The organism is Streptomyces sp. NBC_00576 (assembly GCF_036345175.1).
In the GTDB taxonomy this organism is placed as follows: Bacteria; Actinomycetota; Actinomycetes; order Streptomycetales; family Streptomycetaceae; genus Streptomyces.
Map to the genome: position 1 here is coordinate 5,778,661 of NZ_CP107780.1, position 26,591 is coordinate 5,805,251.

The window sequence follows — 26,591 nt, forward strand, 5'->3', positions numbered from 1 at the left end:
TCCTCGGCCCTCCCGGATGGCTAGGCTCATCACCGTAGCAACAGCACTCACCCACTCGTCTAGATATCTAAAGGAGTACGTGTGAGTTCACTCCCGTACGCCGGTCTGCTCGGTGATCTCGACCCCACGAGCGATCGTGCGGTGTTCCGGCAGATTGCTGACCAGCTGCGCGAGGCCATCGACCGTGGGCGGTTCACCGAGGGCGCCAAGCTGCCCTCCGAAGCTGAGCTTGTCGAGCACTACGGCGTTTCCCGGATGACCGTCCGCAACTCCTTCTCCGTCCTCCAGGGGGAGGGACTCGTGCACGCCGAGCACGGGAAGGGCGTGTTCGTACGGCCCCGGCCTCCCGTGCGACGGCTCGCCTCCGACCGGTTCGCCCGGCGGCACAGAGAGCAAGGAAGGTCCGCGTTCATCGTCGAGGCCGACGCGGCCGGCAGCCACCCCCAGGTCGACAGTCTTGAGGTGAAGGAGGAGAAGGCCAGTCAGGACATCTCCGCCCGGCTCGGCTCGGTACGTCGGGTGCTCGCCCGGCGGCGCCGGTATCTCCTCGACGGCAAGCCGGTTGAGTTCGCCGCCTCCTACCTCCCGCTCGACATCGCCCGCGGTACGGCGATCGCCGAGCCCAACCCGGGCCCCGGCGGCATCTACGCCCGTCTTGAGGAACTCGGCCACCGCCTCGACCACTTCGAGGAGGAGATCCGGGCCCGGATGCCTGCGCCGACTGAGGTCAAGACGCTGCGGCTGGCCTCCGGTGTGCCCGTGATCCACCTGATCCGTACCGCGTACGACACCGAGGGGCGGGCCGTGGAGGTGTGCGACACCGTGATGGCGGCGGATGCGTACGTGCTGTCGTACCAGCTCCCGGCGACGTGACCGCATGATCGGCGGTGGTGTCCTGCACCAACGAAGTGGAACGGACTGCGAGTTGTCGCTACGCAGTGGGCCGTTCCGATGTGTCACTGACCGATGGTTCAAACAAGGAGCCGATGTTGCTCCACATGAAGTCGTCTCGCCAGCCTGGCTTGTCGGCTGCCCAGCCGAGCAGTGCATCGAGAACCTTGCCCTGCGAAACGGTGCGCGTCTGATGATGCTCCGCAGCGACACCATCGCGGTACTCCAGTTGGTAGGTGTTGTTGTCGCACAGCAGAACCTGGATGTACCAACTGCCTTCTCGGTCCTCGTCCTGCCTCTCCAAGACCATGTGTTCGTTGGCGCGTCGCAGGTTGGCGAGCATGGTGCCTATGGCCGGCTTTGAGGCGCGCTTCACCACGTGTCCTTGGGCGTTCGTCGCAATCAGCATGAGCAGATCGTGCCGGACAGGTCTGACAGGCCGTTTGATCGGAGGGGATGGATCCTTCTCCGAACGCGTACACCCCAACAGGCATACTCGTATAGACGAGTGGGCAAGCTGTGTGTCAGAGTGATCCGCGTGAGCCCGGAAGATCGGGTTCCCGCCGTGCCCTGCCCGAACTGCACCACTTCAGCCGCGAACTGGGAGTGCCCGCGTGAGTGATCAGCCCGACAAGCCGTTCCTGCAGATCGTGGTCTGCGCGGCCGGTGTCGCCGCTGACGTCGGCAAGCTGATCACCGTGGCACACGAGCGGCGCTGGGACGTCGGCGTCATCGCGACCCCCCAAGGACTCGGCTTCCTTGACGTGGAGGCGGTCGAGGCGCAGACCGGCCGCCCCATCCGCTCGGCCTGGCGATCACCGGGCCAGCCGCGCCCGACCCGGCCTGCGGATGCGATCGCGGTCGCCCCGGCCAGCTTCAACACCGTCAACAAATGGGCCGCCGGGATCTGCGACAACCTCGCGCTCGGCATCCTGTGCGAAGCACCCGCGATGGGCGTACCGGTCGCTGTGCTGCCGTATCTGAACTCGGCCCAGGCCGCCCACCTCGCGTACCGCCAGAGCTTGGAACGGCTGCGCGAGATGGGCGTCCTGATGGGCTCGTACGAACCTCACCGGCCGAAGACCGGCGGTGGAGCAGACCGCTACCGCTGGGCGGAGGTACTGGAACTGCTCGCTCCCCGGGTGTCCGCGCAGTCGTGATCAGTGCTGTTCACACCGATGCTAACCGTGGTTGTCCGTGCTCACGGGCACGCCAAGGGCACGGCTGCGAAGACCGGCCAGCAGAGCGCGTGCGCGAACGGGCTTTGCGCCGTCAGCGCGGGGTCCGGCCGTCGTCACCGGGCGGGGGAGCGGAGGGAGTTGCCCCCAGGGGCAGATCTGGCGCGTCCGTGCGTTCGGTGTACGGAACCGGGACGCCGGGGAAAGGGACATGAGCGGCGGGAGCCCAGGGATACGCACCGGGACCCTGGGGATACGCGGCAGGAAAAGGCAGCGGCGGCGGGACCGGTGCCGGTGCGGGAACGGCGCGGGTCGGCGGGCGGCGGCGCGCCAGCCAGAGGACGGCCGCCGTGTACAGGGCGATGCCGGCCAGGTCGAGGACCACGTACTGCCAGGGAGCGTCCGTGGCGGTGTCGTCACTCTTGAGGCCGTCGACGACGGCGGCCGAGATGCCGAAGGCCAGCAGGTTGTTCACGGCGTGCAGCCCGATGGCCGCCTCCAGTCCGCCGGTGCGTACGGTGAGCCAGCCCGCGACCACCGCGTACACCGCCAGGTCGGCGAAGCCCCACGGGGTGCCCCAGCCGTGGGCGGCGGCGAACAGGACGGCCTGGGGCACGAGCGCGAACCAGGGCGAGCGCAGGAAGCCGCCGACCGCCTGCGTGAGCCAGCCCCGGAACACGTACTCCTCGGCGGCAGCCTGCAGCGGTACCAGGACGACCAGCATGGCGAGGGCCGGCCCGAAGACCTCCCACCCCGCCCACCGCGACGGCGGGCCGCCGTCCGTGGGCAGCAGAAGCATGACCCCGGTGGTCACGGCGAGGACCGGGAGGGCCGCCAGCACGCACAGCCCCAGCCAGCGCCACCGCAGTCCGCCCGTCACGGACGAGACCGTGCCCGCAGGGCGGCGGCCGATCCAGCGCACCGCGAGCAGGACGACGGGTATGGCGGAGGCGATCGCCAGCAGATCGAGGGCGGTGCCCGTGACGGGGCCCAACTCGACTGTTCCGTCAGGGGCTTCGGGATACCCCTTGGCCGCTCCCAGGGCGTCGCCGACGCCGTAGAGCATTCCGGCCACGATCGTGGCCGCCACGGCCACGAACCCGGTGCCCAGCACGGGCCGCCACCATCGATGGCGTACCGAGACGCGGGCCATGCGGTGGTAGGGGAGCAGCTCGGGCAGTGGCGCGGGCATCGGGGCGGCGAGTGGATTCGTCATGGAGACAAGCCTCGCCGCGGGCCCGTGTCCCCACATCGGCCGCGGGCACGAACGGCGTCTCTGTCGGAAGGTAGAGAGCGGCCTCGTACCTGGGGCCGGTGACGCGACGTCGCACCCCGCCCTACGCTCGTGCCCATATGGAGACGACACGCAACTGGCTGCTCCCCGCGCTGCTCGCGGCCGCACAGATCGCCTGGGTGTGGCCCGTAGCCGACCTGGCCGGCGCGGAGGTGCCCGGGGCGGCCGCACTGGTCGCCGTCCTGGGCGCGGTGGTCGTCGAGACGGTCGCGCTGGGGCGACGGCGGCAGGCGCCGGTCCTCGCCCTGGCCTGGTCCCTCGGCTCTCTGCTGGTGGGCCAACTGGCGTGGCAGGACGGTTACTTGGGGATGGGTGCGCCGATCGCGCTGTTTTCGGTCGCGGTCCGCTGCGCCGTGCCCGTGACCGTACGCGCGGTCGCCGCTGCCGTGGGTGTCGAATGGCTCCTGTCGCTCGTCCAGGTCGGGGTCCGGCCCGCGCTCGCCTCGGATTTGGTGCTCGGCGCGCTCGTGTACGTCGTCTGCGTGGGGCTCGGTGAGGCCCGACGGCAGTGGCTCAAGGGGAGGTTGCTCGCAACCCGTCGACTGGCCGGCGCGGAGGAGACCCGTCGCCGGGCGGGCGACACCGAACGGCGGCGGCTGGCCCGCGAACTGCACGACGTGAGCGCCCATCACCTGACCTCCGTCGTCATCACGGCCGACGCCGCGCGCAGACTCGGCGGCAGCAGGCCCGAGTTGACGGCCGAGGCGCTGTCGTTCGCCGAGCGGACCGGCACCGAGACCCTGACGGCGCTGCAACGGCTCGTCGGTCTGCTGCGCGACGTCGACCGTCCTGACCCACGTCCGATGACCGCGCGGATCGAGGAACTCATCGCCGGATTCGGCCGGTTGGGGCGTCCCATCGATGCCGTGCTCCCCGCCGACCTGGCCGGTCCGGCGGCCGAGGCGGTCCATGGAATCGTCCGCGAGGCCCTGACGAACGCTCTGCGGTACGCCCCGGGCTCCGCCGCGCACGTCAGCGTCCTGCGCGGGGAGGGCGTCCTGGAACTGAGCGTCGACAACGCTCCACCGCGCGGCTCGGCGCCGGACGGAGTCGGCGGAGTGGACGGCGTGGACGGTCTGGGGTCGGGGCGTGGCGTCGCGGGGATGAGGGAGCGGGCCGCGGCCGTGGGCGGGGAACTGACGGCCGGTCCCGCACCCGGCGGTGGCTGGCGGGTCCGGGCCACACTGCCCGACGTCACGGGGCCGTGGGGTCCGCCCGAGGGCGTGGGCCGGCGCGACGTGCTGCGGGAGCAGCGGCTGGCAGACCCCGCGCTGGTGTGCACGGCGACGCTCCTCCCTCTGGTGTTCGTCCTGGTCACCGCAGAGGAGTGGACCGGTGCGAGCCTGCGCGCCGCGGTGCCCGGCCTGCTCGTCGTGACCGTGCTGCTGACCGCTCACGCGGTGCCGCTGCTGTGGCGGCGGCGCGCTCCGTGGCCGGCGTTCCTCGGCGTGCTGGCCACGTCCTGGTTGTGGCCGGTAGTGGTCGCCTGGGCCGCGCTGCCGTCGCGCGTGTTCGAGTTCCTCGCCGGTGGAGCGCTCGTGGAGCTGCTGGCGGTGTACGCCGTGGCGGTCTACGGCCGGGGAGCCGCTCGTACGTGGCCCGCGTGGTGCGCGGCGGCGGTCTCGCTCTCCGGGACCCTGGTCGCGACGGCGGGCACGGACGGCGAGTTGTTGGGCGAGGACTCGATATGGCCCACCGCCCTGGTGATGTTCGTACCGCTGGCCATGGTGCTCGCCGCCGTGCTCGCCGGCCTGTGGGGTGCCGGGCTCGCCGTGCGGCGCCGCCGGCTGCGGACCCTGGCCTGGGACGACTACGCGCTGGCCGGCACGCTGTGGCACGCGGAACGGGCCGCGGACGCCGAACGGCACCGGCTGGCGTCGAGGTTGCGCGACGCCGTACTGCATCCCACGGCGGCACTGGTCGAACAGGCCAGGCAGGGGCGGCTGGAGGAGGTGGCCGCCGGGGCCCGGTCGGCACTCGCCGCGATGCGTGAACTCCTGCACAGCCTGGGCGAGTCGGAGGACTCGGAGTATCCCGGGCGGGGGCTCGCCCCGGCGCCCACCGCCGCCGACCTCGACACGCTGTGCCGGACGATGCGCGCGACCGGGCGGGACGTGATGCTGCGGGGCCTGCCGGAGGCCGCGCGGGACCTGCCGCCCGCGGTGGCACTGTCGGCGTACCGGATCGTCGAGGCGGCGCTTGGCGCGGGCGACCGAGGGCCGGCGCGGGTCACGCTGACGCGACGCCGGGCGACCCTGCGCGTCACGGTGTCGGGCGTGCCGCTGGCCGTGACCGGTCCGGTGGCCGAACGCCTGCAGGTGCAGGTGGGGACCAGGACGACAGGGATCGGCCGTATCACTCTCGAACAGGCCGGTACCGTACGGGTGTTGCTGTCGACCCGGCCGAGTCCGGCGCCCGTCCAGGAGGTGTCCCCGTCGCCATACGCGTGATGGTCGTCGACGACCAGGCGGTGGTCCGTGCCGGATTCGCCGCCATCGTGGACGCCGAACCCGATCTGACGGTGGTCGCCGAGGCCGGTGACGGGGCGTCGGCGGTGTCGCTCGCCGCCACCGAGGCGCCCGACCTCGTCCTGATGGACATCCGTATGCCCGGCATGGACGGGCTCACCGCGACCCGTCTCATCACCACGCAGGAGCGTCGGCCGCGCGTCCTCGTCCTGACCACCTTCGACCTCGACGCCTATCTGTACGAGGCGTTGCGCGCCGGGGCCTCGGGGTTCCTGCTCAAGGACGCCCTGCCCGAGGACCTGCTGTCCGCGATCCGTGTGGTCGCCGCCGGAGAGGGCATCCTGGCCCCGACCGTGACCCGCCGGCTCATCGACACCTTCGCGCAGGGCGCCCCGCGGCCGCCGTCCGTGACGGGTGCGCTGTCCTCCCTGACGCCGCGCGAGAGGGAGGTGCTGCTGCACGTCGCGTCGGGCCTGACGAACGCCGAGATCGGGTCCGCGCTGGGAGTGACCACGGGCACCGTGAAGACCCATGTGAACGCCCTGCTGTCCAAGCTGGGCCTGCGGGACCGGGTGCAGGCCACGATCCTGGCGTACGAGAGCGGACTGGTCAGGCCGCACGGAACGGCCTGAGTCCCAGGGCGCACAGCCGGCCGGCCCCCGCCGACCGGCGGGGCAACTCCCGTAAGGGCCGTGGCTGCGCCGACCGGCAACCCCGGTCGTCGCCGTCGGCACCATCTTTCCTCTGGTGAACGGCAAAGGAGAAACACCTCCCCACCGTCGTGCCGTATCTCCTGTTTGCGCAGGAGCAGGGCAGATTCGCCGACGGTTACCAGGCTCTGCGCATCGCCGAGAGCTGCGCGGCGCAGGACATCCGCCGCCCGGCCGTACGCGAACTGGTAGCCGACAGGGCAGTCCGCGACCGCCGCCGGGCCCTGCCCGAACTGCACCACTTCAGCCGCCAACTGGGAGTGCCCGCGTGAGTGACCAGCCCGACAAGCCGTTTCTGCAGGTCGTGACCTGCGCGGCCGGTGTGGTCGCCGACGTCTGCAGGCTGATCACCGCAGCACATGAACGGCACTGGGACGTCGGCGTCATCGCGACCCCCCAAGGACTCGGCTTCCTCGACGTGGAGTCGGTCGAGACCCAGACCGGCCGCCCCATCCGCTCGGCCTGGCGATCACCGGGCGAACCGCGCCCGACTCGGCCTGCGGATGCGATCGCCGTCGCCCCGGCCAGCTTCAACACCGTCAACAAATGGGCCGCTGGGATCTCCGACAACCTCGCGCTGGGCATCCTGTGCGAAGCACCTGCCATGGACATCCCGGTCGCCGTGCTGCCTTACCTGAACTCCGCCCAGGCCGCCCACCTCGCATACCGCCAGAGCCTGGAACGGCTGCGCGAGATGGGCATTCTGATCGGCTCGTACGAACCTCACCGGCCGAAGGCCGGCGGCGGGGCCGACCGCTACCGCTGGGAGGAAGTGCTGGAACTGCTCGCCCCCAGGATGTCCGCGCGTTCGTGATCAACGCCACCTGGATTGGACAATAACGAAACCCCAGGCCGCTGACCTGGGGCTTCGCTATCGAGCGGGTGACGAGAACCGAACTCGCACTCTCAGCTTGGGAAGCGACGGCGCTTGCGTCGCCAGATGGCTTCCGAGCTGTTCATATGTGCTGTGGGGCGGGCTCGGCGCGCAGGATCGCACCGCCGTTGACCGTGGTCGCACGCCCCCACGGGCACGCCATGGGCACGGGCGTCGCCGGCGGCCGGGGGATTTCCTGGAACGGGGACCGTGGTGCCGCACCGCAACCGCAGTGGCCGAAAATGTGTCTCCCAACGCGTGGCCCGATGCTCCGCAGGGGTGGAATCCGCCCGCACGGCCGCCTTGGAGGGGGGATGGGCATGAACACCTGGGCAGTGCCCGGATACAACGAGTCACTGGAACTCGGGGCCGGAGCGAGCGGGCGGGTCGTACTGGCCGTGCACGAGGAGACCGGCGTTGCGGTCGCGGTCAAGTACCTCAGCGAGTCACTGCGCACCAGACCGGGCTTCGTGCACGGGTTCAGGGCGGAGGCGCGGCTGCTCGGCGGACTGGAGAGCCCGTACGTCGCCGAGTTGTACGAGTACGTCGAGAGCCCGGACGGCGCCGCGATCGTGATGGAGCTGGTGGACGGTGTCTCGTTGCGGACCCTGCTGACCAGTCAGGGCCCGCTCGACCCCGAGGCCGCGCTGGTGGTCCTCAAGGGCTCGTTGCTCGGTCTGGCCGACGCGCACCGCGTCGGCGTCGTCCATCGCGACTACAAGCCGGCGAACGTCCTGGTCGTGCCGGACGGATCGTCCAGGCTCGTCGACTTCGGGATCGCGGTGGACGCCGGCACCAGCGCCGGCGCGGCGGGGACCCCCTCCTACATGGCCCCGGAGCAGTGGACCGGCGCACCCGCCTCGCCCGCCGCCGACGTGTACGCGGCCACGGCCACGTTCTTCGAATGCCTGACGAGCCACAGGCCGTACTCGGGTGACAATCTCGCCGAACTCGCCCTGCAGCACGTCGATGCGCCCATCCCCGCCGACGAGGTTCCCGAGGCGGTGCGGGAGCTGGTGCGGCGCGGTCTCGCCAAGGACCCGGCGGAGCGCCCCACACACGCCGAGGCGTTCGTCGCGGAACTGGAGGCGGCCGCCGGCGCCGCCTACGGGCCCGACTGGGAGGAACGCGGCCGCGGCCGGCTCGCCGCGCTGGTGGCACTGCTGCCACTGCTGCTGCCCTCGGCCCGCAGCGCCCCGCGGACCACCACGGACACCGCACGCACCGTCCTGAGCCCGGCACCGGGCCACTGGGTGCAGTTGTGGCTCCCCGGCCGGCCGGGGATGCTCGTGTCCGGTGCGGCCGTGCTCCTGGGCGTCCTCCTGTCCTACGGCATCCAGCACGCCCCGGGAGCGGCTCCGCAGGAGGCGGCGCAGGCACTGGCCACCACCAGTGCCCAACTCGCGGTGGAGCCGGGCGGGCCGGGCGGGCCGACGCCCCCGCCGGCGTCGCCCAGCTCCTCCCCGTCCGAGTCGCCCAGCTCCTCCCCGTCCTCGACGTCCACCGCGTCACCCAGCGTGTCGGTCGCGGGCCCGGCGACCGCCGGTACCGACGAGCCCTCGGCGCCCACCACCACGGCTCCGGCTCCGGACACGACGACGCCCGGCGCGGCGACCACCGAGGCAACGCCGACGACGGCTTCCCCCACCGCATCTGCTTCTCCCACCGCGCCGGCCGCTCCCGCTGTCAAGGACGTCGCGGTGACGGGCTTCCGTCAGACGGGTTCCGCGACCGCCACGGCAACCGTCGACATCACCACGGACGGCACCGGGCCGGTCTCCATCACCGTCTCGTGGTTCACCAGCGACACCGCGGGAGGGCTCGGCACCCCGGACGGTGCGTCGCAGACCTTCGAGCGCAGTGGTGCCACCCAGTACACCCTCACCGCCGACCACACCTTCCAGAACAACGGTTGCTACTGGACGGTACAGGCCACGACCACTCCGGCCTCCGCCGACGGCGGCGGTTCGCAACAGCTTCTGACCAGGCGGTGTGACATCCGATGACCGCTCAGAACGACCGCACAGTCCCGGCTCCCGCTTCTGCCGAGGACGGCGAGTCCACCCGGGTGCTCGGCCCCGCCGACGGGTACGCCCCCAGCGACGAAGCCCCCAGCGACGAACCAGGCTCCGCCGATGACGAGTACAGCGCCACCGTGCTGGGCAGCCACTGGATCCAGCGGCCCGAGCCGGACGACACCCTCGTCGGGCCGCCCTCCACGCAGGTCCTGTCGACGCCGCAGACACCGCCGACGCTGCCTGATCGCGCCGAAGGCACCGTGCTGCGTTTCGGCCCGGGAGTGACCGCCGCCGTCGCGCACCGTACCCACAGGACGCTGCCCGCCCTGCCGCCGACTCCCGCGCCCTCGCGCCGCCGGCGTCTGCGCAGACATGCCCTGCCTGCGCTGGTGCTGATCGCTGTCATCGCGTTCCTCGCCTGGCAGCGCCTCGGGCCGTCCGTCGCGGTGCGCACGGTGGAGGCCACTGCCCGGCCGACGGTTCTGGGGTGCGACGCCACCGCGGACATCGTCGGCCTCGTCGCCACGAACGGCCGCCCGGGCACACTCACGTACCGCTGGACCCGAAGTGACGGCACGGCCTCGGGCGTCCTGCGGGAAGAGATGGCCCGGGGCCAGAGACAGGCACATCTGCACCTGCTGTGGACTTTTGAGGGCAAGGGCCACTACGAGGCCCAGGCCGAACTGCGCCTCATCTCCCCCGTCGACCGCACGGTCGTCAGCCACCTCACATACGACTGTCCCTGACCGGCCGAGGGCCGCTCAGGGACAGTCGTTCAGGTCATGTCGCCACCCGGGCGACTCAGCCGGCCCGTGGCTCAGTGGTCGTCGGTGATGGTGGTCGCGATGCCGTTGCTGACCTTGACCTCGGCGGAGAAGCCCTTCTTGGCGGCCGTCTCCAGCTGGGCCTCGGTGCACTCGACGCCGCCCTCGCCACCCGGCCCGGTGTTCACGGCGTCGCAGATGTCGTCGTAGCCCATGATCTTGGTGTCATCGGCGACGAGGAACTGCTGCTCGGTGCCCTTCATGTCGGAGACGGTGTACTTGCCCGGCGCCAGGTAGGAGACGTTGCCGAACCAGGTTCCGTTGACGCCCTTGCCCTCGTTGATGCCCTCGACGACGGTCTCACGGGAGTCGGAACCACCGTCGGAGCCGGAGCCGGAGTCAGGGGCGGAGCTGCTGTCGGAGTCGGACCCGGAGTCCTGCTGGGCGGCGCGGCGCTCCATCACCAGGGTCGCGACGCCGTTCTTCATCTCCACGTCGGCGTTCACGGCACCCTTCTTGAGGGCCGCCTCCAGCTGGTCCAGCGTGCACGGCGCGTCCACCTTGGAGCCCGCGTCGCCGCATATCGTGCCGCCGCCGTAGACCTCGGTGTCGTCGGCGACCCAGAACTGCTGGTCGTCCTTGCCCGGTACGGACACGATGTACTTGCCCGGGGCGAGATAGATGACCTTGCCGTTCTTGAACGAGCCGCTGACGCCCTTGGAGTTCTTGGCGTTCTTGGAGTCCGACGCCTTCTCCGCGGCCGAAACCGGGCTTGCCGTGTCCGCCGGGCTCTTGCTGGACGAGCTGTCGTCTGTGCCGTTCTGACAGGCCGTCATCAGCAGTCCGGCGGTGAGGGCGGCGGCGACGACGATGGCCTGGCGCAGGTGGCGGTTCATCACGGGGAGGATTCCTTCCGGGGGCGGGGTGGCAGGGAGGCGACGGCGTTCCCACCGTTTCCCGCTCTGTGATCACTATGAGGTCTCCCAGGGCCCGCAGGTCGCGCCCGTCTTCCCTTCAGGACGCCGCTGTGGCGCAGCCGTGACACAGCAACACATCGGCTGTGGAAGCCAGTTGGCCGCCGCGCCGCCTTGCGTCACACGAGCGCGGGCTCGTCCTCACGCGGCCGGTCGGCTCCCGCCCGGATGCGGCAGGCCGACGAACAACAACTACGCTGCGCGATTCACCGATTGCTGAGCTGCGTGCGCGCGAACGGCGCCAATGAGCGAAGGCACGTTCCGGAATTGATTCAGGGCCCCGCTCCAGGAATGACTGCCACGACATCGATTGCAGGATCGATTTTCAGGCTTGGCGGGCGATGGCGAAATCGCGATTCCGTAGTGTTTGTAGACGATGTGCTTCCGGCAGGTCAGGAATGGCCAGGAGGCGGTCGCACGCTTCGAGGGAACCCCGCATATCCCCCACCCAGTAAGAAACGACGGAATACTCGAAGAGTAGACCCCACTTGTAGACCCATGGGTGAGTGAAGAGAATGTCGTCGGGCTCCGCGCGATTGATCCCCGCACACGCGAAGGCATGCCCGGCACGATAGTTTCCACGCTTCCGCAGCCGTGAGGCCAATTCGAAGCATGCTTCAAGGCGCTGCGGCCGCTGCTCCCATGCCCGCGAGAGGGTATCCATGGCTCCCGGCCAGTCACCGGACTCATCCTTGAGGATCCCTGCCTGCAGGAGTGCGTAGTAGACCTCCTCTCCCCAGCCACCCATCTCCGCACGGCGTTCGTAAAGGGCGATCGCCTCTTCGGTACGACCCATGTCACGCATGGTCTGGGCCAGGTAGAACGCGCTGCGCGCGTTTGTGGGATCGCGCTCGAGCTCCGCGCTCAGCAGGGCCATGTCCCGTTCGAACTTGTCGTGCCGGGAGCCGCCGTCGGCGAAGTGCTCGATCACGAGGGCGTCCAGGTTCTCCTGTTCGTGGTCCTCGTCGGCAGTCAGGTACTCGTGTGTCACGCCTTCGTAGCGCCAGTGCAGATCGCCGCGGACGAGACGCTTGATCCGGTAGGCGAGCCTGCCTGCGTGCGGGATCATGTAGGACTCACAGGACAGCGAAGGCAGCGGCCCTTCTTGCCGAATGGTCATGTCGGCGTCCATCAGAAGCAGGTAGTCGGCTTTTCCGCGGGCGCGTTCGATGTTGAGCGTGCGATTGGCCCCGAAGTTAACCCAGGGGTCTTCGTGCAGCTCGCCGGGGACACCATCAAAGGCTTTTCGAATCAGATCCTGGGTGCCATCCGTCGAGCCTGTGTCAGAAATGATCCAGGTGTCGACGATGTCGCGTACCGAGGCGATGCACCGCTCAATTACGGCGGATTCGTTCTTTACGATCATGCAGAGGCAGATGGTCGGTTTCATTGTTCTGGCCCTACCTTCGAGTTTCCGATCGGGCGTGACGATAAAAGCCTGAATCGCGTGGGAGGGAGTGGGAAGTCTCCGTAATCACTTTAGACACTTCGACTCAGGGATTGTCGGCGCAACGCCGATTCTTGTTATGAGCGAGCTGGGCGGGGCGGGGCGGCGGGAAGCGGGCGGATGCCGGTAGACCGGCGGACGTCGAAGTCGGCCAGGAATGCCATGTACATGGCAATAGAAGTACAGGTGGCTCGGATGGAGGGCAACGGCATCACACAAAGTGCGCGAACCGTCGCACATGGTAATGATGTGGATGTTGCCCCTGCCGGGGTGGCGTGACTATCCGACCTCGCGAAATCAGGAGACCGCATGAGTCCTGACCCCAGGACACGTTCCTCACTCGGACCGCTCCCGCTCCCCACTCGGAGCACTTGGATTGCGGGGGGCAGCCTTGCATCCCTCGCTCTCGTACTCACGGGCATGGCCAGCCCGGCTCTCGCCATGGAGCACACGAAGACGGTCGCTCAGATAGCTTCTGCTACCCGCTCGGGCGGCGACGCATGCCGAGAGGGCAACTGCGACAACCAGGGTCACCACGGCGACTACGGCGACGAGGGAAGCCAGGGCCCCACGGGCGACACCGGGCCCAAGGGCCCCAAGGGCGACACCGGACCCAAGGGCCCCAAGGGGTCGACGGGTGCGACCGGCCCTGCGGGAGCCGACGGTGAGACCGGCCCGACCGGCCCTGCGGGCGCTGACGGCGAGACCGGCCCGACCGGCCCGACGGGTGACACGGGTGCCACGGGTGACACGGGTGCTGCCGGCGTCGACGGTGCTACGGGCGCCACCGGCCCGACCGGCCCGACGGGTGCTGCCGGCGTCGACGGTGCCACGGGTGACACGGGTGCTGCTGGCGTCGACGGTGCTACGGGCCCGACCGGCCCGACCGGTGCTGCCGGTGTCGACGGTGCCACGGGCGCGACGGGTGCTGCTGGTGTCGACGGTGCTACGGGCGCCACCGGCCCGACGGGTGCTGCCGGCGTCGACGGTGCCACGGGCGCCACCGGTGCTGCTGGCGTCGACGGTGCTACCGGCCCGACCGGCCCGACGGGTGCCACGGGTGCGACCGGTGCTGCCGGCGTCGACGGTGCTACGGGCGCCACCGGCGCGACCGGTGCTGCCGGCGTCGACGGTGCTACGGGCGCCACCGGCGCGACCGGTGCTGCCGGCGTCGACGGTGCTACGGGCGCCACCGGCGCGACGGGTGCCACGGGTGCGACCGGTGCCACGGGCGCGACGGGTGCCACCGGCGCTGCCGGCGTCGACGGTTCCGTGGGTGCCACCGGCCCTGCCGGCGCCACGGGCCCCGCCGGACCGCTGAATGCGACGGTCGTCTCCCAGGACTACAACGTCCTGATCGGCGTCAACGCGTCCTACGACTCCCCGGATTGCCCGGTCGGTACGGTTCCCATCTCTGGAGGACTGTCCGCCACTGGCCTCGCCACCGTCATCGGGCAGACCTTCCCGAACACAGACCACTGGACCGTGGTCGCGACGGCGGGTGCCCTCACCACCATTACGGTCTACGCCATCTGCAGCTGACCCCACACGGCACGACCGCTTTTGCACACATGAGTCCCCGCCGGCCTTCAGCCTTCCGGCGGGGACTCATACGTGTGCTGAGGTTCCGCCTTGGCCCGGTGCGGCGGAAGAGCTGCCATCGGCCGACGCCGGGCAGAGCGAACTGGTTGCCCGGCCGGGACGCGGTACCGGCCCGGCCGGGAACTCAGCCTCACGCACCGCGCATCAGACCGCTTCGGCCGGGACCCGTCCCGTTTGGATGGCATCGACCAGAGCCTGGTGGTCCTTCTCGTTCTGGTCGGCGTACAGCTCGGCGAAGGTCACCAGCGCACGGTCGAAGGCGTCGCCGCCGCCCAGGTAGGCGGCGATCGCGATCCGGTCTCCGGACCTGGCGTGGGCGCGGGCCAGTGTGGCACCGCACAGTCGGCCGAACAGGGCCATCCGCTTCGGCGACATGCTCTCGGCCACGGCGATGCCCTTCCAGTCCCGCAACTGGCGCACGTAGAAGTCCCGCTGCCTGCCGTCGATGCCCGTGACGTGTTCCCAGCCCAGGAAGATGTCGCTGGTGGCCTGCATGAGCCGTTGGCCGGCGACGACACGCTCGCCCTGGGTGGCGAACGTGCTGCTGCCGACGTAAGGCGCCAGAACCGACTCGTCGGCCTCCTTGGCCTGGAGGAACAGGGGGTCCTCGTCGTCCTTGCCGAGCAGCAGGATGATCCAGCAGCGGGTTCCCACACTGCCCACCCCGACGACCTTGCGGGCCATGTCGGCGACCCGGTAGCTCTCCAGCAGGAACCGGCGGTCCGTCTGCAGGGTCTGGCTGTAGCGCTCGATCAGCCGGCCGAGCAGCTTCTCCAGCTCGCCGCGTTGGGTGTCCGGCAGCAGATCCTGGAGCCGTACCAGCAGTGGCGGATCGGGAGCGATCCGACGACTTCCGTCGACGAAGTGAGTGAGCTTGTCGAAGACCTGCAGCGTGTCATGAGCACGGGCCCGCTCCCGGGCCTTGTCGAAGCGATCGCGCGTTCCCGCGCTCAGCAGCGGGGCGAACTGCTGCTGGAGCTCGTCCGCGTCGAAGCGGGTGTACCAGACCTCGAGATTGCTGAGTCCCGCGAAGGCCCGCATCCGTTCGCGGTACGACTCCACGGCGGCCCGTACCACGGACGCCCGTTCCTTGGTGCTGAAGCCGTTCGCCCGGCCCGCGATGACGAAACTGGCCGACAGCCGTTTGACGTCCCACTCCCACGGTCCGGGCAGGGTCTCGTCGAAGTCGTTGATGTCGAACATCAGATGGCGTTCAGGCGAGGCGAGCAGCCGGAAGTTGAGCATGTGCGCGTCGCCGCAACACTGCACCCTGAACCCGCTGCGCGGTGTCTCCGCGAGGTCGGCGGCCATGATGGAGGCGGCCCCGCGGTAGAAGCGGAACGGCGCCTCGCTCATCCGGGCGTAGCGGATCGGTACGAGTTCCGGCACGCGCGTCGCGGACTGCTTCTCGATGATCTCCACCGGGTCCGTACGCTTCGGCGGCGGTACGAACTCCGCGTGGCTGGACCGGGGTGCGTCGGCGCGTGCGGCCTTCCCGCGGGCGACCCGCTCCTGCGGGGTGAGGTGTCGTGTGTCGACGCCGGAAAGGTGGTTCTCGGTCATTGCGGACCCTCCCTGAGGTGTTGCCCGACGTCAGGGAGTCGACCGCTCCGCATGCTCGGAACGAAGCCGACGCTGACGGCACGGATGTCAACCGAAGGCGTGGGCACTGCGGTTGACGCCGAACTCGGAGCCGACCGGTTGCCGAAGCCGACGGTTCAACCTCGTCACGCCAGGCCGACCAGGCGTCATTTACAACATATGTCCGGATCGCGCCACCGGCGAGTTCGATCGATTCGGGGCGGCGCCCAGAGTGTCCTGTGCGGGCGCGTGCACGTGCGGGTCAGTGGAGGACCTTCTCCTTGGCCCGGCGGTACTCCTCGTCGGTGAGGTCGCCCCTGGCGCGGATCTCGGAGAGCTTGGCGAGTTCGTCCGCCTCGCTGGTGCCGGCGCTGCCTGCGGTCTCGCGGATGTAGCGCTCCGTCTGCTCCTGCTGGGCTCTGACGTGGCGCTGTTCGCGCTTGCCCATGTTCTTGCCACGGGCGATGACGTAGACGAAGACGCCCAGGAAGGGCAGGACGATCGCGAAGACGAGCCATCCGGTCTTGGCCCATCCACTCAGGTCGTCGTCACGGAAGATGTCCATGACGACACGGAAGAGCAGGACGAACCACATGATCCACAAGAAGAACCACATGATCGACCAGAAAGCCCCCAGAACGGGAAAGTCGTAGGCCAGGTTCACGCTGCCGCTCATTGCTTCTCCTCCGGGTCACGGTTGCCTTGCTGCTGTTCGTCTATGCGTCCTCGGCGCTGATTTCGAGTCCGAAGGCTTCGCCGATGTTGTGGGCCGCGGACACCACCCGGGCACTTCCCACCACGGGGGCGATCGCCACGAGCGTTCCCTGGACCTTCTCCAGCGGCACGCCGAGTTCCGCGGCGGTGCCGATGTTGAGGAGATAGGAGGGGGCGGAGGCATCCATGGCCACCAGGGCGGCGATGCGTGCCAGCAGGTACGTCTCCTCGTCCAGCCCGGAACGTTCGAACGTGTTGAGGGTCATCTGGACGATCGTCTCGAATACGGGGGCGTTCGCTTCGGCGAGGGCGGCGACGCCTTCTCCGCCGGTCACTTTCTGGGCCATGGCTCAAGATCCCTTCATGGTGGTGGGTGGTGTCGTGCACCTTCATCAGAGCTGGGCCTGCCGCGGACCGCCTCACCCGGAAGGGGTGATCGTCGTAGGACCGCTCCGCCTGTGCGAGGGGCCTCCGTCCGGAGGATCCCCCCGAGCGGGTGATGCCGGACCCGGTGGAGGCGCGGTGGCATGGAGGACCGAGCGCACCCCGCCTGTGGGAGGTCGACATGTCCGGTAGCCGTTCCGCGCTCGCTCCCCGCTGGGCCGCACGCGTGGCCGTGCTCGCGGGCATCGGGGCGATCGTCGTACTGCTGCTGTTCGCCGGGCTCGACAGCCTGTTGCTCGTCCTCGTGGGAGCTGCCGGGCTGGCGGTGACGGCGGCGGGCGTGTGGTGGGCGCTCGTCCACACCGGCCTGGTCAGGGTGCTGGCCGGGGTGCTGGCCTGCGCCGCCCCCGTCGCCGTCGCCGTGCTCTATGTGGTGGCCGGGCTGCTGTGGGTGGTGCTCGTCTCGCTCGCGCTGTGGGTCCTGGCCGTCTTCTGCGGCCGGGTCGCGCTGGCAGGCGCCGAGACCACCCCGGCACGGACCCCGGAACGCACTCCTGCGCCGCCGCGGCACCCCTACCTGATCATGAACCCGCGTTCGGGCGGCGGCAAGGTCGGCCGGTTCCGGCTGCGGGAGAAGGCCGAGGCACTCGGCGCCGAGGTCTGCGTCCTGGACGTCACGCACCAGCAGGACGTGGCTGCGCTCGCCCGCCGGGCCGCCGACGCGGGCGCGGACCTGCTCGGTGTCGCGGGAGGCGACGGCACACAGGCCCTCGTCGCGGCCGTGGCCGCGGAGCGCGATCTGCCGTTCATGGTGATCTCCGCCGGCACCCGCAACCACTTCGCCCTGGACCTCGGGCTGGACAGGGACGACCCGTCGAAGTGTCTCGACGCACTCACCGACGGCGTCGAACTCCGCATCGACCTGGGCATCATCAACGACCGGGTATTCGTCAACAACGCGTCGTTCGGCGCCTACGCGTCCGTCGTCCAGAGCCCCGCGTACCGCGACGACAAGGCCCGCACCATCCTGCAGATGCTGCCCGATCTGCTGACGCACCAGTACGGCCCGCGCCTGGCGGTGCGCGCAGCGGGCGTGACCGTCGAGCAGCCGCAGGCCGTACTGGTCAGCAACAACCCGTACCGGACGGACGACCCGGCGGGGCTGGGCCACCGGGAACGGCTGGACTCCGGCGTCCTCGGGGTGCTGGGCGTGAAGGTCGACAGCGCGGCGCAGGCGGCGGGGATGCTCCGCGGGCACCGGTCGTCCGGGCTCGCGCAACTGACCGCTCAGGAGGTCGTCGTCGATGCCGACGCGGATGCGGTTCCGGTCGGCGTGGACGGCGAGGCTCTCACCCTGCCGACCCCGGTCCGGTGCCGGATCCGCCCGCGCGCCCTGCGTGTACGGGTCCCCCGCGACCGCCCCGGCGTGCCGCGCGGCAGACCCCCGATGGACTGGCGCCGGGTGCGGCGGCTGGCGGTGACGACGATCCGGAGAGCCGCAGGACATGGCGGATGACTGTGCGGGAACCGGCTCTCGCACGACCCTGCCGGCCGTGGCGAGGGCGATCCGTGTGTCGGCCGGACCGGGGCGCGGGCCGTGGGGTCGCTGCCGCCGTCGGCCCCCTGTTCGTACTGCTCCTCGCCGCCTCGTACTTCCTGCTGGAGCGGGCCACACCCGGCAGCTTCACCGAGCCCCTCACCCGTACGGACGCCCTGTACTTCGCGCCGTCGGGTTCGTCGCAGGCCAGGCGACGGCCGGAAGGACGGCTGCCGGCACTCACCTGTTCCGGGTGATGCGGAACCGCGCTCGGCGGGCCCACAGTGGAGATCACCCTGACGGAGCAGGGAGTCGCCGCGCCTTCCGTCGGAGGGACGACAGACGACACACGAGACCACTGCGGCGTGGTTCCGAACACCAGGAAGGTGATGGCCGATGTGCCGGTGGCTCGCCTACACAGGAACTCCTGTCCTGCTCGACACCGTGCTCTACAAACCGGCCCACTCGCTGATCGACCAGAGCCTGCACTCCCGGATGGGCGTCGAGACGACCAACGGTGACGGGTTCGGCGTCGGCTGGTACGAACCGGACAACGGCACCCCCGCGGTCTTCCGGGACACCGGCCCGGCATGGAGCAATCGCAATCTGCGGGAGATCGCCGACCACGTCCGCTCCCCGCTGTTCTTCGCTCACATCCGGGCCTCGACCGGTACCCCGGTGCAGCAGACCAACTGCCACCCGTTCCGCCACGGCCGCTGGATGTGGATGCACAACGGCGGGATCACCGACTTCCACCGGATACGGCGCGATCTCGCCCTGGCGGTCGACCCGGAACTCTTCCTCGACATCGAGGGATCGACGGACTCCGAGATGATGTTCTACCTGGCCCTCACCTTCGGTCTGGAGAAGGACCCGCCGGGTGCCGTCGCCCGCATGGTCGGCCTGGTGGAACGGGTCGGTCATGAGCACGGAGTGGAGTTCCCCATACAGATGACGGTCGCCGTGACCGACGGGCAACAGACGTGGGCCTTCCGCTATTCCAGTCAGGGAACCTCCCGGTCGCTGTACTACAGCACCCAGGTGGAGGCGCTGCGGGCACTCCACCCCGACATGGCGTTCCTGCGGGAGGTCTCCGACGAGACCCGCCTCATCGTGTCCGAGCCGTTGGGCGATCTCCCCGGCGCCTGGAACGAGGTTCCCGAGAGCAGCTACGGCGTTGTACGGCCCGAAGGGGACGAGCTGCTCCCCTTTGCCCCGCAACTCGTGTAGCGCCCACCGTCCTGGTCTGCCGCTGCTCGGCGAAACGGACTCTTATCCGGATCGGAGACACCATGAAGGACCTCAAGTTCGAGCAGAAGCGCTCGCTGTCACGCCTTGAGGCGGCTGACCAGCTCACAGCACTCGCAGCCGCGCTGCGGGAAGGTGGGGATGCGGAACTGGAACTCAGCCCGGGAACGCTGAGCCTGCGGATCCCCGACGACCTTCACAGCGAGATCGAGGTCGAGATCGGTAACGGGGAGATCGAGTTGGAGATCGAGCTCAAGTGGCCGACAACGCGAAAGCGGGTGGCCACAGCCACCAAGCCAGGGCACAGCGGTACGGGCACCAAAAGAAGCAGAAGCGTGAAGCGGTCCGCTACGAAGACACCCTGACTTCGGTCTGGCTGTGGTGTGTGCCGTCTGAGGCTGGATGCCGGTTTTGAGACCAGGGTTATCGGATTCTGGACAGAAACAGTTGCCACTCTTTACAGATGCAGTCGGCACTCATCAAAAATGATCGGACGCTTGAGGTCCGGTTCACTACTCGGTGCGGCTGACCACACCGCTCACGTTCAGGACCTCGTGACATCCCTGCGCCCGGCGGCCGGTGGCCGGAGTGCCCGGCTTCGTGCAGGTCACTTCGATGGTCACGGTCTTGTTCGCGGGGATCCTGATGGGGGTGACCCAGTGGTAGTCCTGGTTGCGGAAGGTCTCCAGGGCGATCGTGGTGATCTTGCGGTCGCCGAAGCTGATCGTCATCACCCCTTCGTCACCCTGGAAGTTGGCGACGACGATGTCCGTCACACCGAAGACGGTCTTCTCGGGCACCTTGTAGGTACCGGGCGCGGTCTGCCCGCTGGACGTCTTCAGGTCGATGGTCTCCGAGCTCTGCTGACCGCCGCCCACCGTGGTGCCGCCCCCGATGGTGGTGCCGTCCCCGGGCGAGGTGCCACCGCCGCCCGCTCCGGGGGCCTGACCCTGACCCGGGCCCTGGCCGTCGGGCGAGGGGCTCGCGCCGCCGGAACCGTTGCCGGGTGTCTGCCCGTTGACGCCCTGCTCTCCTGGGGGCGTGGGGCGCGGCTGGACCGCCTCGGTGGCCGCCTCCTTCGCGGCGCTGCGCACCGCCGGGCGGACCAGCATGAACCAGGCGAGCAGCAGCGCGAGCAGCGCCGCGAGCACGGCGAGCAGCCACTTCGGGAAGATGGGGATCTGGACGAACTCCGCGTCCAGCGGCGGCCGGTCGGTGATCTCGTCCGGCTGGGCGTCGTCCTGGTTGCGGGTCTCGGCGGTGGCCAGGGTGAACGGCCACACCACCGGGGAGCCGAACCACACGGGCTTGCCCGTACGGACCCGCAGCCCGACCTCGACCGACTCGCCGGGCTCCAGTTTCGGCTCGGCCGGGTTGAAGGCGAACGCCAGCTCCTCGCCCGCCTGGCCGGGGGTGAAGCCCACCTGCACCGGGGTGTTGCCCTCGTTGCGCACCGCCAGCCGGTAGCGTCCGCGCAGCCAGCCGCGTCGGCGGCGGGGCTGCAACTCGGTGCGCAGCTCGTGGAACTCCTCGATGTGCACGGTGGTTTCGGGAACCCGTACCGCGTCGGGGTGCTCGATCGGCAGGACCCGTATCGCGAGGGGCAGCTCGCCGGCCCGGATCTCCGGGGAGCGCGGCGGCGCCAGCAGGATCGTCACCGTCTCGGACGTGCCGGGGTAGAGGGAGACCCGCGCGGGTTCCACGGTGGTCCAGGAGGCACAGTCCCCGACGACCTCCAGGCTGTAGGCCTCGACGATGTCGCTGTCGTTGCGGACGGTCAGACTGGTCGTGGCAGTGCCGCCCGGGGCCACTGTCACGACCGGGATGTCAAGTCCGGGCGCACCGGGAACGGAAGAGGCTGCAGAAGGCGTCACGCCACCACGGTAGAAGCGCCCGCAGGGGTGAGGCGAGGGGCGCGAGGGCAACACCCGGGCAGTCGTGGTGCCCGCGAAGTCACCGCCAACTCGCCCGTAGCAGCGGATTGTTGATGTCACTCGACGCCGCCCGCGCGCCGCCTTCCCGTGTTCGTCCCGCCCCAGCGATCCTCCCCCACGAACTCACGAACAGGTACCCCCCCCATGCCCTGCGCAGAGGAGAACACCCCTGCCATGTCTGCCCCCACGTCCTACGAGCACGCCACCGCCGGCTCCGGGCACCGGGTCACCCGCACCGGTCAGCCGAAGCGGGTGACCGTGGCCGTCTACGCCGCCGATCCGATCCTGCGTGTCGGTGTCGTCCAGCAGTTACGCCAGCGCCCCGAGGTCGACCTCCTCGCCGATGTCGACGCCGAAGCCGAGGGGGCCCAGGTGTCGCTGGTGGTCGTGGACCAGGTCGGCGACGACGTGGCCGCCCTGCTGCAGCGGCTGCGGCTCAACTCCGCCACCCGCGTGGGCCTCGTGGTCGGCACCCTCGGCTCCGGCGCGCTGCAACGCGTCATCGAGTGCGGCGTCTCGGCGGTGCTGCGGCGTGCCGAGGCCGACCAGGACCGGCTCGTCCACCTGGTCCTCGCGACGGCCAACGGCGAGGGAGTGCTTCCCGGCGACCTGCTCGGCCAGTTGCTGTCCCACGTCGGGAGCCTGCAACGCTCGGCGCTCGATCCGCAGGGCCTGTCCCTGTCCACGCTGACCACCCGGGAGGCGGACATGCTGCGCCTGGTGTCGGAGGGCCTGGACACCGCGGAGATAGCCCGCAAGACCGCGTACTCCGAACGGACCGTCAAGAACGTCCTGCACGAGATCACCACCCGCCTCCAACTGCGCAACCGGGCCCACGCGGTGGGCTATGCGCTGCGGAACGGACTCATCTGACGACAGTGACGACAGCGGGGTACGCCGGTGCTGCCCGAAAGCGCACCGCACGTTTCCCCCGGGTACGGCCCCGTCGCCCTGCCGCGTCGTGCGCGGTCGTCGCAAGGTGGGCGGGGCACATCCACGTGCCGCACCAGACCGCGAAGGGGACCCTCAATGCGAACCGCCGGCCCTGGTGGGCGGTACCGCCCGGGAAGACTCGGCATGGCGTTGCTGCTGCTCGTCCCGCTGCTCGGGGTGACGGTGGCCTCCGGGCAGGGCAGCGCCGAAACCGAGACGCGGGCCGCGGCCGCTGACATCACGGGCACCCGGATGGCCTACGCCGGCACCCGGCACCGCAGTCTCGGCCAGGCGGCCACCGCGACCTCCAGCACCCCGCTGTTCGGTGCGGGACCGGCCCACTACGACGTCCAGCCGTCCGCCCTCGGCGACCAGCTGGTCTTCGCGAGCCTGCGCGACGAGGAGACCCCGCAGATCTATCTGCGGTCCGCCGACGGTTCCGTACGGCGTCTGACCAGCGGCATGGACGCGGCGCACCCCCGGCTGACAGCGGACGGCACGTCCGTGGTGTTCGACGCGGCCGAGTCCGTGGGCCTGGGCGACGGGACGCAGCGCGACCTGTGGCTGGTGCGCACCGACGGCACCGGCCTGACGCGGCTCACGGACACCCCCGCGAACGAACAGAGCCCGACGGTCTCCCCCGAAGGGCAGCGGTTGGCGTACGTGAGTGACAGCGACGCGTCGGCCGGAGAGCAGATCTACGTACGGCCCCTGAACGGCGGCACCGCCACCCGGATCACCTCCCCCGCGAACGGCACGGGCACCGAACCCGTGTGGAACCCGGTGAACGACGACGAGAACCGGGACTGGATCGCGTACACCGCCACGACCGTCGTCGACGGGCAGAGCCTGCCCCGGCTGCGGGTGGCGAACGCGAACGCGAACGGTGACGAACCACTGCTCGGGGGCGCGCGGGCACAGTGGCGTGCCCACGGGGCAGCGTGGTTGCCCGACGGGGACGATCTGGTGTTCCTGAGCCCCGAGATCACATGTGAGTGCGAGGGCGACTGGGACCATGTGTTCCGGGCGACCGCCCACGTCGACGAGGTCCCCTCGCTCGTGCTGAACGAGGACCGGGAGGTCTCCTCGGTCACCTGGTCCGGTTCGCTCGTCGGCGGTGGCGCGGTGGTCGAGCGCACCTCGGCGGCCGGCCCGCACGTGGTGACACTGCAGGACGCGCGTGCGGACGGCTCCGACCCGCGCGATCTGGGGCTGACGATCCTCAAGGAGGACCCGGCGGCCGACACCAACACCGATCCCACCAAGGACCCGCTGTTCCAGCCCGCCGCCGGGTTCGACCCGTGGACCGAGCGGCAGAACTACACGCCCGACGGCCGCCGGATCGTGCTGACCCGCTTCGAGGACGGCTCCCAGGGCCGTATCGAACGGATCTGGATGGCGGACGCCGACGGTTCCAACGCGGCGCCGCTGCCGCTCGCGGGACGCGGTGCGGCGGACTGGGACACCGACCCGACGTTCTCCCCGGACGGCAAGTCCCTTGCCTTCACCCGGACTTCGCCGGGTGGCGTCGGTGAGGCCGCGGGTCCCAGCCGCATCCTCGTCGCGGACGTGGCCACCGGCGCGATCACCGGGCAGATCACCCCGCCGGCCGGGGAGCAGACGGGCGGCGACGCCCAGCCCACCTGGTCCTCCGACGGCACCACCCTGGCCTTCACCCGCAACGAGGTGATCGACGGCAACGGCGGCAACAAGCACATCTGGACCGTGCCCGTGGATCGCCTGGACCAGCAGCGCGACCTGAGCGCCACGATCTGCCCGGGCGGCTGCGCGGTCATCGACGACAGCCCGGCGTTCTCGCCGGACGGCACCGGCATCGCCTTCAACCGCAAGAGCGGTGGCGGCGTGGTCGACGAGCGCGGCGGCATTCTCCTGACGTCCCTCACGGGCGACGACTGCCGGGTGCTGACGCCCGCCGACCTCGACCTGCCGGGCGCCTGCGGCCGGCCGCTGCCGGACACCTCGGCGACCGGACCGTTCCAGCCGCGCGACGCCGCGTGGACGGCCGACGGCAAGAGCCTGGTGATCAGCTCGCGGGCCGAGGCAGCGGTCAACAGCCCCGAGAAGCTGAGCCTGTTGGACGTCGACTCCGGCGACCTCACCCCGCTCACCAGCACCCTCGCGGGCCGGCAGAAGGAACCCAGCGTCCAGCAGTCCGTGAACCTCGCGGTGCAGGCGCCCGGGACCACGCCCGAGGTCACCGTCGGCAAGACCACCACGGTCCAGGTCGGCCTGGTGAACAACGGGCCCGCCGCCTCCCCGGGCACCACCCTGACCGTCGTCCCGCCGATCGGCGTACAGGTCACCAAGGTGACCTGGCCCGGCGGCACCTGCGACGCCGCCTCCCTCCAGTGCAACGTCGGCGTGGTGCAGCCCGGCATCACCGTCACGGTGAGCGTCACCCTCACCGGCCTCACCCCCGGTGACCAGCCCGTCGACTGGTCGGTCACCGGCACGGTCCTGGACCCCGAGCCCAGCGACAACGCCGGCCGGACCGTGGTCCCGGTGCGCGAGGCCCCCCCGGCCCCGACACCCACCCCGACCCCGACACCCACCCCGACGCCCGTCCCGCCCACTCCGACGCCCGTCCCACCGACCCCGACGCCCACAGCTCCCGCCGAGCCGCCCGTGCCCGCCGAGCCGCCCGCTCCCGACGCCGGACCCGGAGTGCAGGTCAACGCCCAGCCCAACCCGGGCTACGTCGGCGGACGCGTCGTGGTGACCTACACCGTCCGCAACGGCCGCAACGCGCTCGCGACCGGGCTGCGGCTGCGCATCGGCCTGCCCAAGGGCATCCCGAACAACGGGTCGCCGGCGGGCTGCGACACGTCCTGGGTGTGCGCGCTGCCGGACCTGAAGCCGCGCGCGAGCACCGTGGTCCGGGTCGTCCTCAGCCCGGACAAGGCGCTGACCGGCACCGTCACCGGCGTTCTCACCACCACCGGCACGGACGCCGACAAGGGCGACAACACCGCCCGGCAGCGGCTGCGGATCCTCCAGCCGCGCATCGTGGCGGTGCCGAACATCGGCAAGCCCGGCTTCGTCACCTCCGTGCGCGGCAAGGACTTCCCGCCGGGCGTGCCGGTGAGGTTCACCTGGAAGCCGGGGATCACCGCGGCGGCGGCGCCGACCGTCCCCGGCCGCGACGGCACGTTCATCGGCCAGCTGCTCATCCTCGCCAAGGACCAGACCGGACCGCGCGTCATCACCGCCAGGGGCCGCGGGTTCTCGCCGGTGACGACCGACTTCCTGGTGGTCAGCGGGACCATCCAGCCGCCCGGCGAGGTGATCCGCCGGTGATCCACGAGGTCGACGAGGGGCTGCGCCGGCTGCTCGGCGAGTCCGGCCTGGAGGCGTCGGGCGTCGAGGTGGCCTTCGACGCCCCCACCCGGGACTGGGCCGCGCGCCGCAGCGCCCCCACCGTCTGCGTCTTCCTCTACGACATCCGGGAGGACGCCACCCGGCGCGGCAGCGGCGCCGGTGAGGTGTACGACGCCGACGGCCACCTGGTGGCGCGGCGCACCCCGCCGCGCTGGTTCGAGCTGACGTACCTGGTCACGGCGTGGGCGACCCGCCCGCAGGACGAACACCGCCTGCTCTCCCAGGTGTTGGCGACGCTGGTGGCAGGCGGCACCCTGCCCGCCCGCCTGCTCACCGGCACCCTCGCCGACCTCGGCCTGACGGTGGGACTCGACGCCGGCGGGGTCGGGCTCGACGCTCCGGCCGCCGCCGACGTGTGGTCGGCGCTCGGCGGGGAGCTGAAGGCCTCGCTGCAGATACGGGTGAGCGCGCCGCTCGCCGGCGTGACCACGGAGACCGCACCGCCGGTCACCGAAGGCCTCGTCGTGCGCACCGCCACCCGGAGCGAGGGCGGAGAGGCGACGCCGGGCCGCCGCCTGCGCTACCAGGAGACCACCGACCCGGGCCCGGACGGCGGCTTCGCAGGCCCGCGCGAACGGGTCCCCGCCCCCACCCGTCGCCGCCGGGGGGACCGCCAGCCGTGACACACACCGTCGAACCCG

23 protein-coding genes and 1 pseudogene are annotated in these 26,591 nt (G+C 70.6%); 16 read left to right on the forward strand and 8 right to left on the reverse strand.

Translation table 11 applies throughout. The annotated features are described in order from the left end of the window. Positions 1-81: 81 nt before the first annotated feature. Positions 82-873: a GntR family transcriptional regulator gene (locus OG734_RS24975; RefSeq protein ID WP_330289720.1), complete on the forward strand. Its 792-nt coding sequence runs from the start codon at positions 82-84 to the stop codon at positions 871-873. 58 nt (positions 874-931) lie between these two features. Here OG734_RS24975 and OG734_RS24980 read toward each other — a convergent pair whose 3' ends face one another. Further along, positions 932-1,300 (reverse strand): hypothetical protein, encoded by a 369-nt coding sequence (locus OG734_RS24980; protein WP_330289721.1) that lies wholly within the window; start codon positions 1,298-1,300, stop codon positions 932-934. 205 nt (positions 1,301-1,505) lie between these two features. Here OG734_RS24980 and OG734_RS24985 point away from each other — a divergent pair, with 205 nt between their 5' ends. Then, entirely contained in the window at positions 1,506-2,051 is a 546-nt protein-coding gene (locus tag OG734_RS24985) for a flavoprotein (protein ID WP_330289722.1), read from the forward strand. Between the two features lie 112 nt (positions 2,052-2,163). Here the strand turns inward: OG734_RS24985 and OG734_RS24990 are convergent, their stop codons facing one another. Then, the gene (locus OG734_RS24990; RefSeq protein ID WP_330289723.1) at positions 2,164-3,285 is read right to left on the reverse strand and encodes a CPBP family intramembrane glutamic endopeptidase; all 1,122 of its coding nucleotides are present in this window, start codon (positions 3,283-3,285) and stop codon (positions 2,164-2,166) included. 137 nt (positions 3,286-3,422) lie between these two features. Between OG734_RS24990 and OG734_RS24995 the strand changes: the two genes are divergently transcribed. From OG734_RS24995 to OG734_RS25020, 6 genes and pseudogenes are all read left to right on the forward strand, one after another. Next, positions 3,423-5,813: a histidine kinase gene (locus OG734_RS24995; RefSeq protein WP_330289724.1), complete on the forward strand. Its 2,391-nt coding sequence runs from the start codon at positions 3,423-3,425 to the stop codon at positions 5,811-5,813. Beyond that, positions 5,813-6,463: a response regulator transcription factor gene (locus OG734_RS25000; protein WP_330289725.1), complete on the forward strand. Its 651-nt coding sequence runs from the start codon at positions 5,813-5,815 to the stop codon at positions 6,461-6,463. Before OG734_RS24995 ends, OG734_RS25000 begins: the two co-directional genes overlap by 1 nt. Before the next feature lie 173 nt (positions 6,464-6,636). Then, positions 6,637-6,813: pseudogene (locus tag OG734_RS25005) on the forward strand (helix-turn-helix domain-containing protein); the annotation flags it as partial. Next, positions 6,810-7,355 (forward strand): flavoprotein, encoded by a 546-nt coding sequence (locus tag OG734_RS25010; RefSeq protein WP_330289726.1) that lies wholly within the window; start codon positions 6,810-6,812, stop codon positions 7,353-7,355. The pseudogene OG734_RS25005 and the gene OG734_RS25010, both read left to right, overlap by 4 nt. A gap of 380 nt (positions 7,356-7,735) precedes the next feature. Next, positions 7,736-9,421, forward strand: coding sequence for a serine/threonine-protein kinase (locus OG734_RS25015; protein WP_330289727.1), 1,686 nt, complete (start codon positions 7,736-7,738; stop codon positions 9,419-9,421). Beyond that, the gene (locus OG734_RS25020) at positions 9,418-10,179 is read left to right on the forward strand and encodes a hypothetical protein (protein ID WP_330289728.1); all 762 of its coding nucleotides are present in this window, start codon (positions 9,418-9,420) and stop codon (positions 10,177-10,179) included. Before OG734_RS25015 ends, OG734_RS25020 begins: the two co-directional genes overlap by 4 nt. Before the next feature lie 71 nt (positions 10,180-10,250). Here the strand turns inward: OG734_RS25020 and OG734_RS25025 are convergent, their stop codons facing one another. Beyond that, positions 10,251-11,093, reverse strand: a complete 843-nt coding sequence (locus tag OG734_RS25025) for a hypothetical protein (RefSeq protein ID WP_330293777.1) — start codon at positions 11,091-11,093, stop codon at positions 10,251-10,253. Between the two features lie 403 nt (positions 11,094-11,496). Then, positions 11,497-12,561 carry a glycosyltransferase gene (locus OG734_RS25030; RefSeq protein ID WP_330289729.1) on the reverse strand — a complete coding sequence of 355 codons (1,065 nt, stop codon included), beginning with the start codon at positions 12,559-12,561 and terminating at the stop codon, positions 11,497-11,499. Between the two features lie 477 nt (positions 12,562-13,038). Between OG734_RS25030 and OG734_RS25035 the strand changes: the two genes are divergently transcribed. Then, entirely contained in the window at positions 13,039-14,160 is a 1,122-nt protein-coding gene (locus OG734_RS25035; protein WP_330289730.1) for a hypothetical protein, read from the forward strand. 204 nt (positions 14,161-14,364) lie between these two features. Here OG734_RS25035 and OG734_RS25040 read toward each other — a convergent pair whose 3' ends face one another. The 3 genes from OG734_RS25040 to OG734_RS25050 form a co-directional block, all read right to left on the reverse strand. Continuing rightward, on the reverse strand, positions 14,365-15,783 hold the full coding sequence (locus tag OG734_RS25040; protein ID WP_330289731.1) for a DUF2252 domain-containing protein: 1,419 nt from the start codon (positions 15,781-15,783) through the stop codon (positions 14,365-14,367). Positions 15,784-16,063: 280 nt separating this feature from the next. Then, positions 16,064-16,477: an SHOCT domain-containing protein gene (locus tag OG734_RS25045; RefSeq protein WP_330289732.1), complete on the reverse strand. Its 414-nt coding sequence runs from the start codon at positions 16,475-16,477 to the stop codon at positions 16,064-16,066. Between the two features lie 40 nt (positions 16,478-16,517). Then, a complete protein-coding gene (locus tag OG734_RS25050; protein ID WP_330289733.1) occupies positions 16,518-16,862 on the reverse strand; it encodes a carboxymuconolactone decarboxylase family protein in 345 nt (114 codons plus the stop codon). 218 nt (positions 16,863-17,080) lie between these two features. Here OG734_RS25050 and OG734_RS25055 point away from each other — a divergent pair, with 218 nt between their 5' ends. The 4 genes from OG734_RS25055 to OG734_RS25070 all read left to right on the forward strand — a co-directional run bounded on the left by OG734_RS25055 (position 17,081) and on the right by OG734_RS25070 (position 20,049). Next, a complete protein-coding gene (locus OG734_RS25055) occupies positions 17,081-18,415 on the forward strand; it encodes a diacylglycerol/lipid kinase family protein (RefSeq protein WP_330289734.1) in 1,335 nt (444 codons plus the stop codon). A 53-nt stretch (positions 18,416-18,468) separates the two neighbouring features. After that, positions 18,469-18,693: a hypothetical protein gene (locus OG734_RS25060; RefSeq protein WP_330289735.1), complete on the forward strand. Its 225-nt coding sequence runs from the start codon at positions 18,469-18,471 to the stop codon at positions 18,691-18,693. Positions 18,694-18,832: 139 nt separating this feature from the next. Then, on the forward strand, positions 18,833-19,666 hold the full coding sequence (locus tag OG734_RS25065) for a class II glutamine amidotransferase (protein ID WP_330289736.1): 834 nt from the start codon (positions 18,833-18,835) through the stop codon (positions 19,664-19,666). Between the two features lie 62 nt (positions 19,667-19,728). Then, on the forward strand, positions 19,729-20,049 hold the full coding sequence (locus OG734_RS25070) for an amphi-Trp domain-containing protein (RefSeq protein WP_330289737.1): 321 nt from the start codon (positions 19,729-19,731) through the stop codon (positions 20,047-20,049). A gap of 147 nt (positions 20,050-20,196) precedes the next feature. Here OG734_RS25070 and OG734_RS25075 read toward each other — a convergent pair whose 3' ends face one another. Continuing rightward, complete coding sequence (locus tag OG734_RS25075; protein WP_443065100.1) at positions 20,197-21,510, reverse strand: COG1470 family protein; 1,314 nt, start codon at positions 21,508-21,510, stop codon at positions 20,197-20,199. Between the two features lie 282 nt (positions 21,511-21,792). Here OG734_RS25075 and OG734_RS25080 point away from each other — a divergent pair, with 282 nt between their 5' ends. The 3 genes from OG734_RS25080 to OG734_RS25090 all read left to right on the forward strand — a co-directional run bounded on the left by OG734_RS25080 (position 21,793) and on the right by OG734_RS25090 (position 26,573). Continuing rightward, on the forward strand, positions 21,793-22,491 hold the full coding sequence (locus OG734_RS25080) for a helix-turn-helix transcriptional regulator (protein WP_330289739.1): 699 nt from the start codon (positions 21,793-21,795) through the stop codon (positions 22,489-22,491). Between the two features lie 156 nt (positions 22,492-22,647). After that, positions 22,648-25,869, forward strand: a complete 3,222-nt coding sequence (locus OG734_RS25085; protein ID WP_330289740.1) for a hypothetical protein — start codon at positions 22,648-22,650, stop codon at positions 25,867-25,869. Then, a complete protein-coding gene (locus OG734_RS25090) occupies positions 25,866-26,573 on the forward strand; it encodes a DUF4255 domain-containing protein (protein WP_330289741.1) in 708 nt (235 codons plus the stop codon). The genes OG734_RS25085 and OG734_RS25090 overlap by 4 nt, the downstream gene beginning before the upstream one ends. The last annotated feature ends 18 nt before the right edge of the window (positions 26,574-26,591 follow it).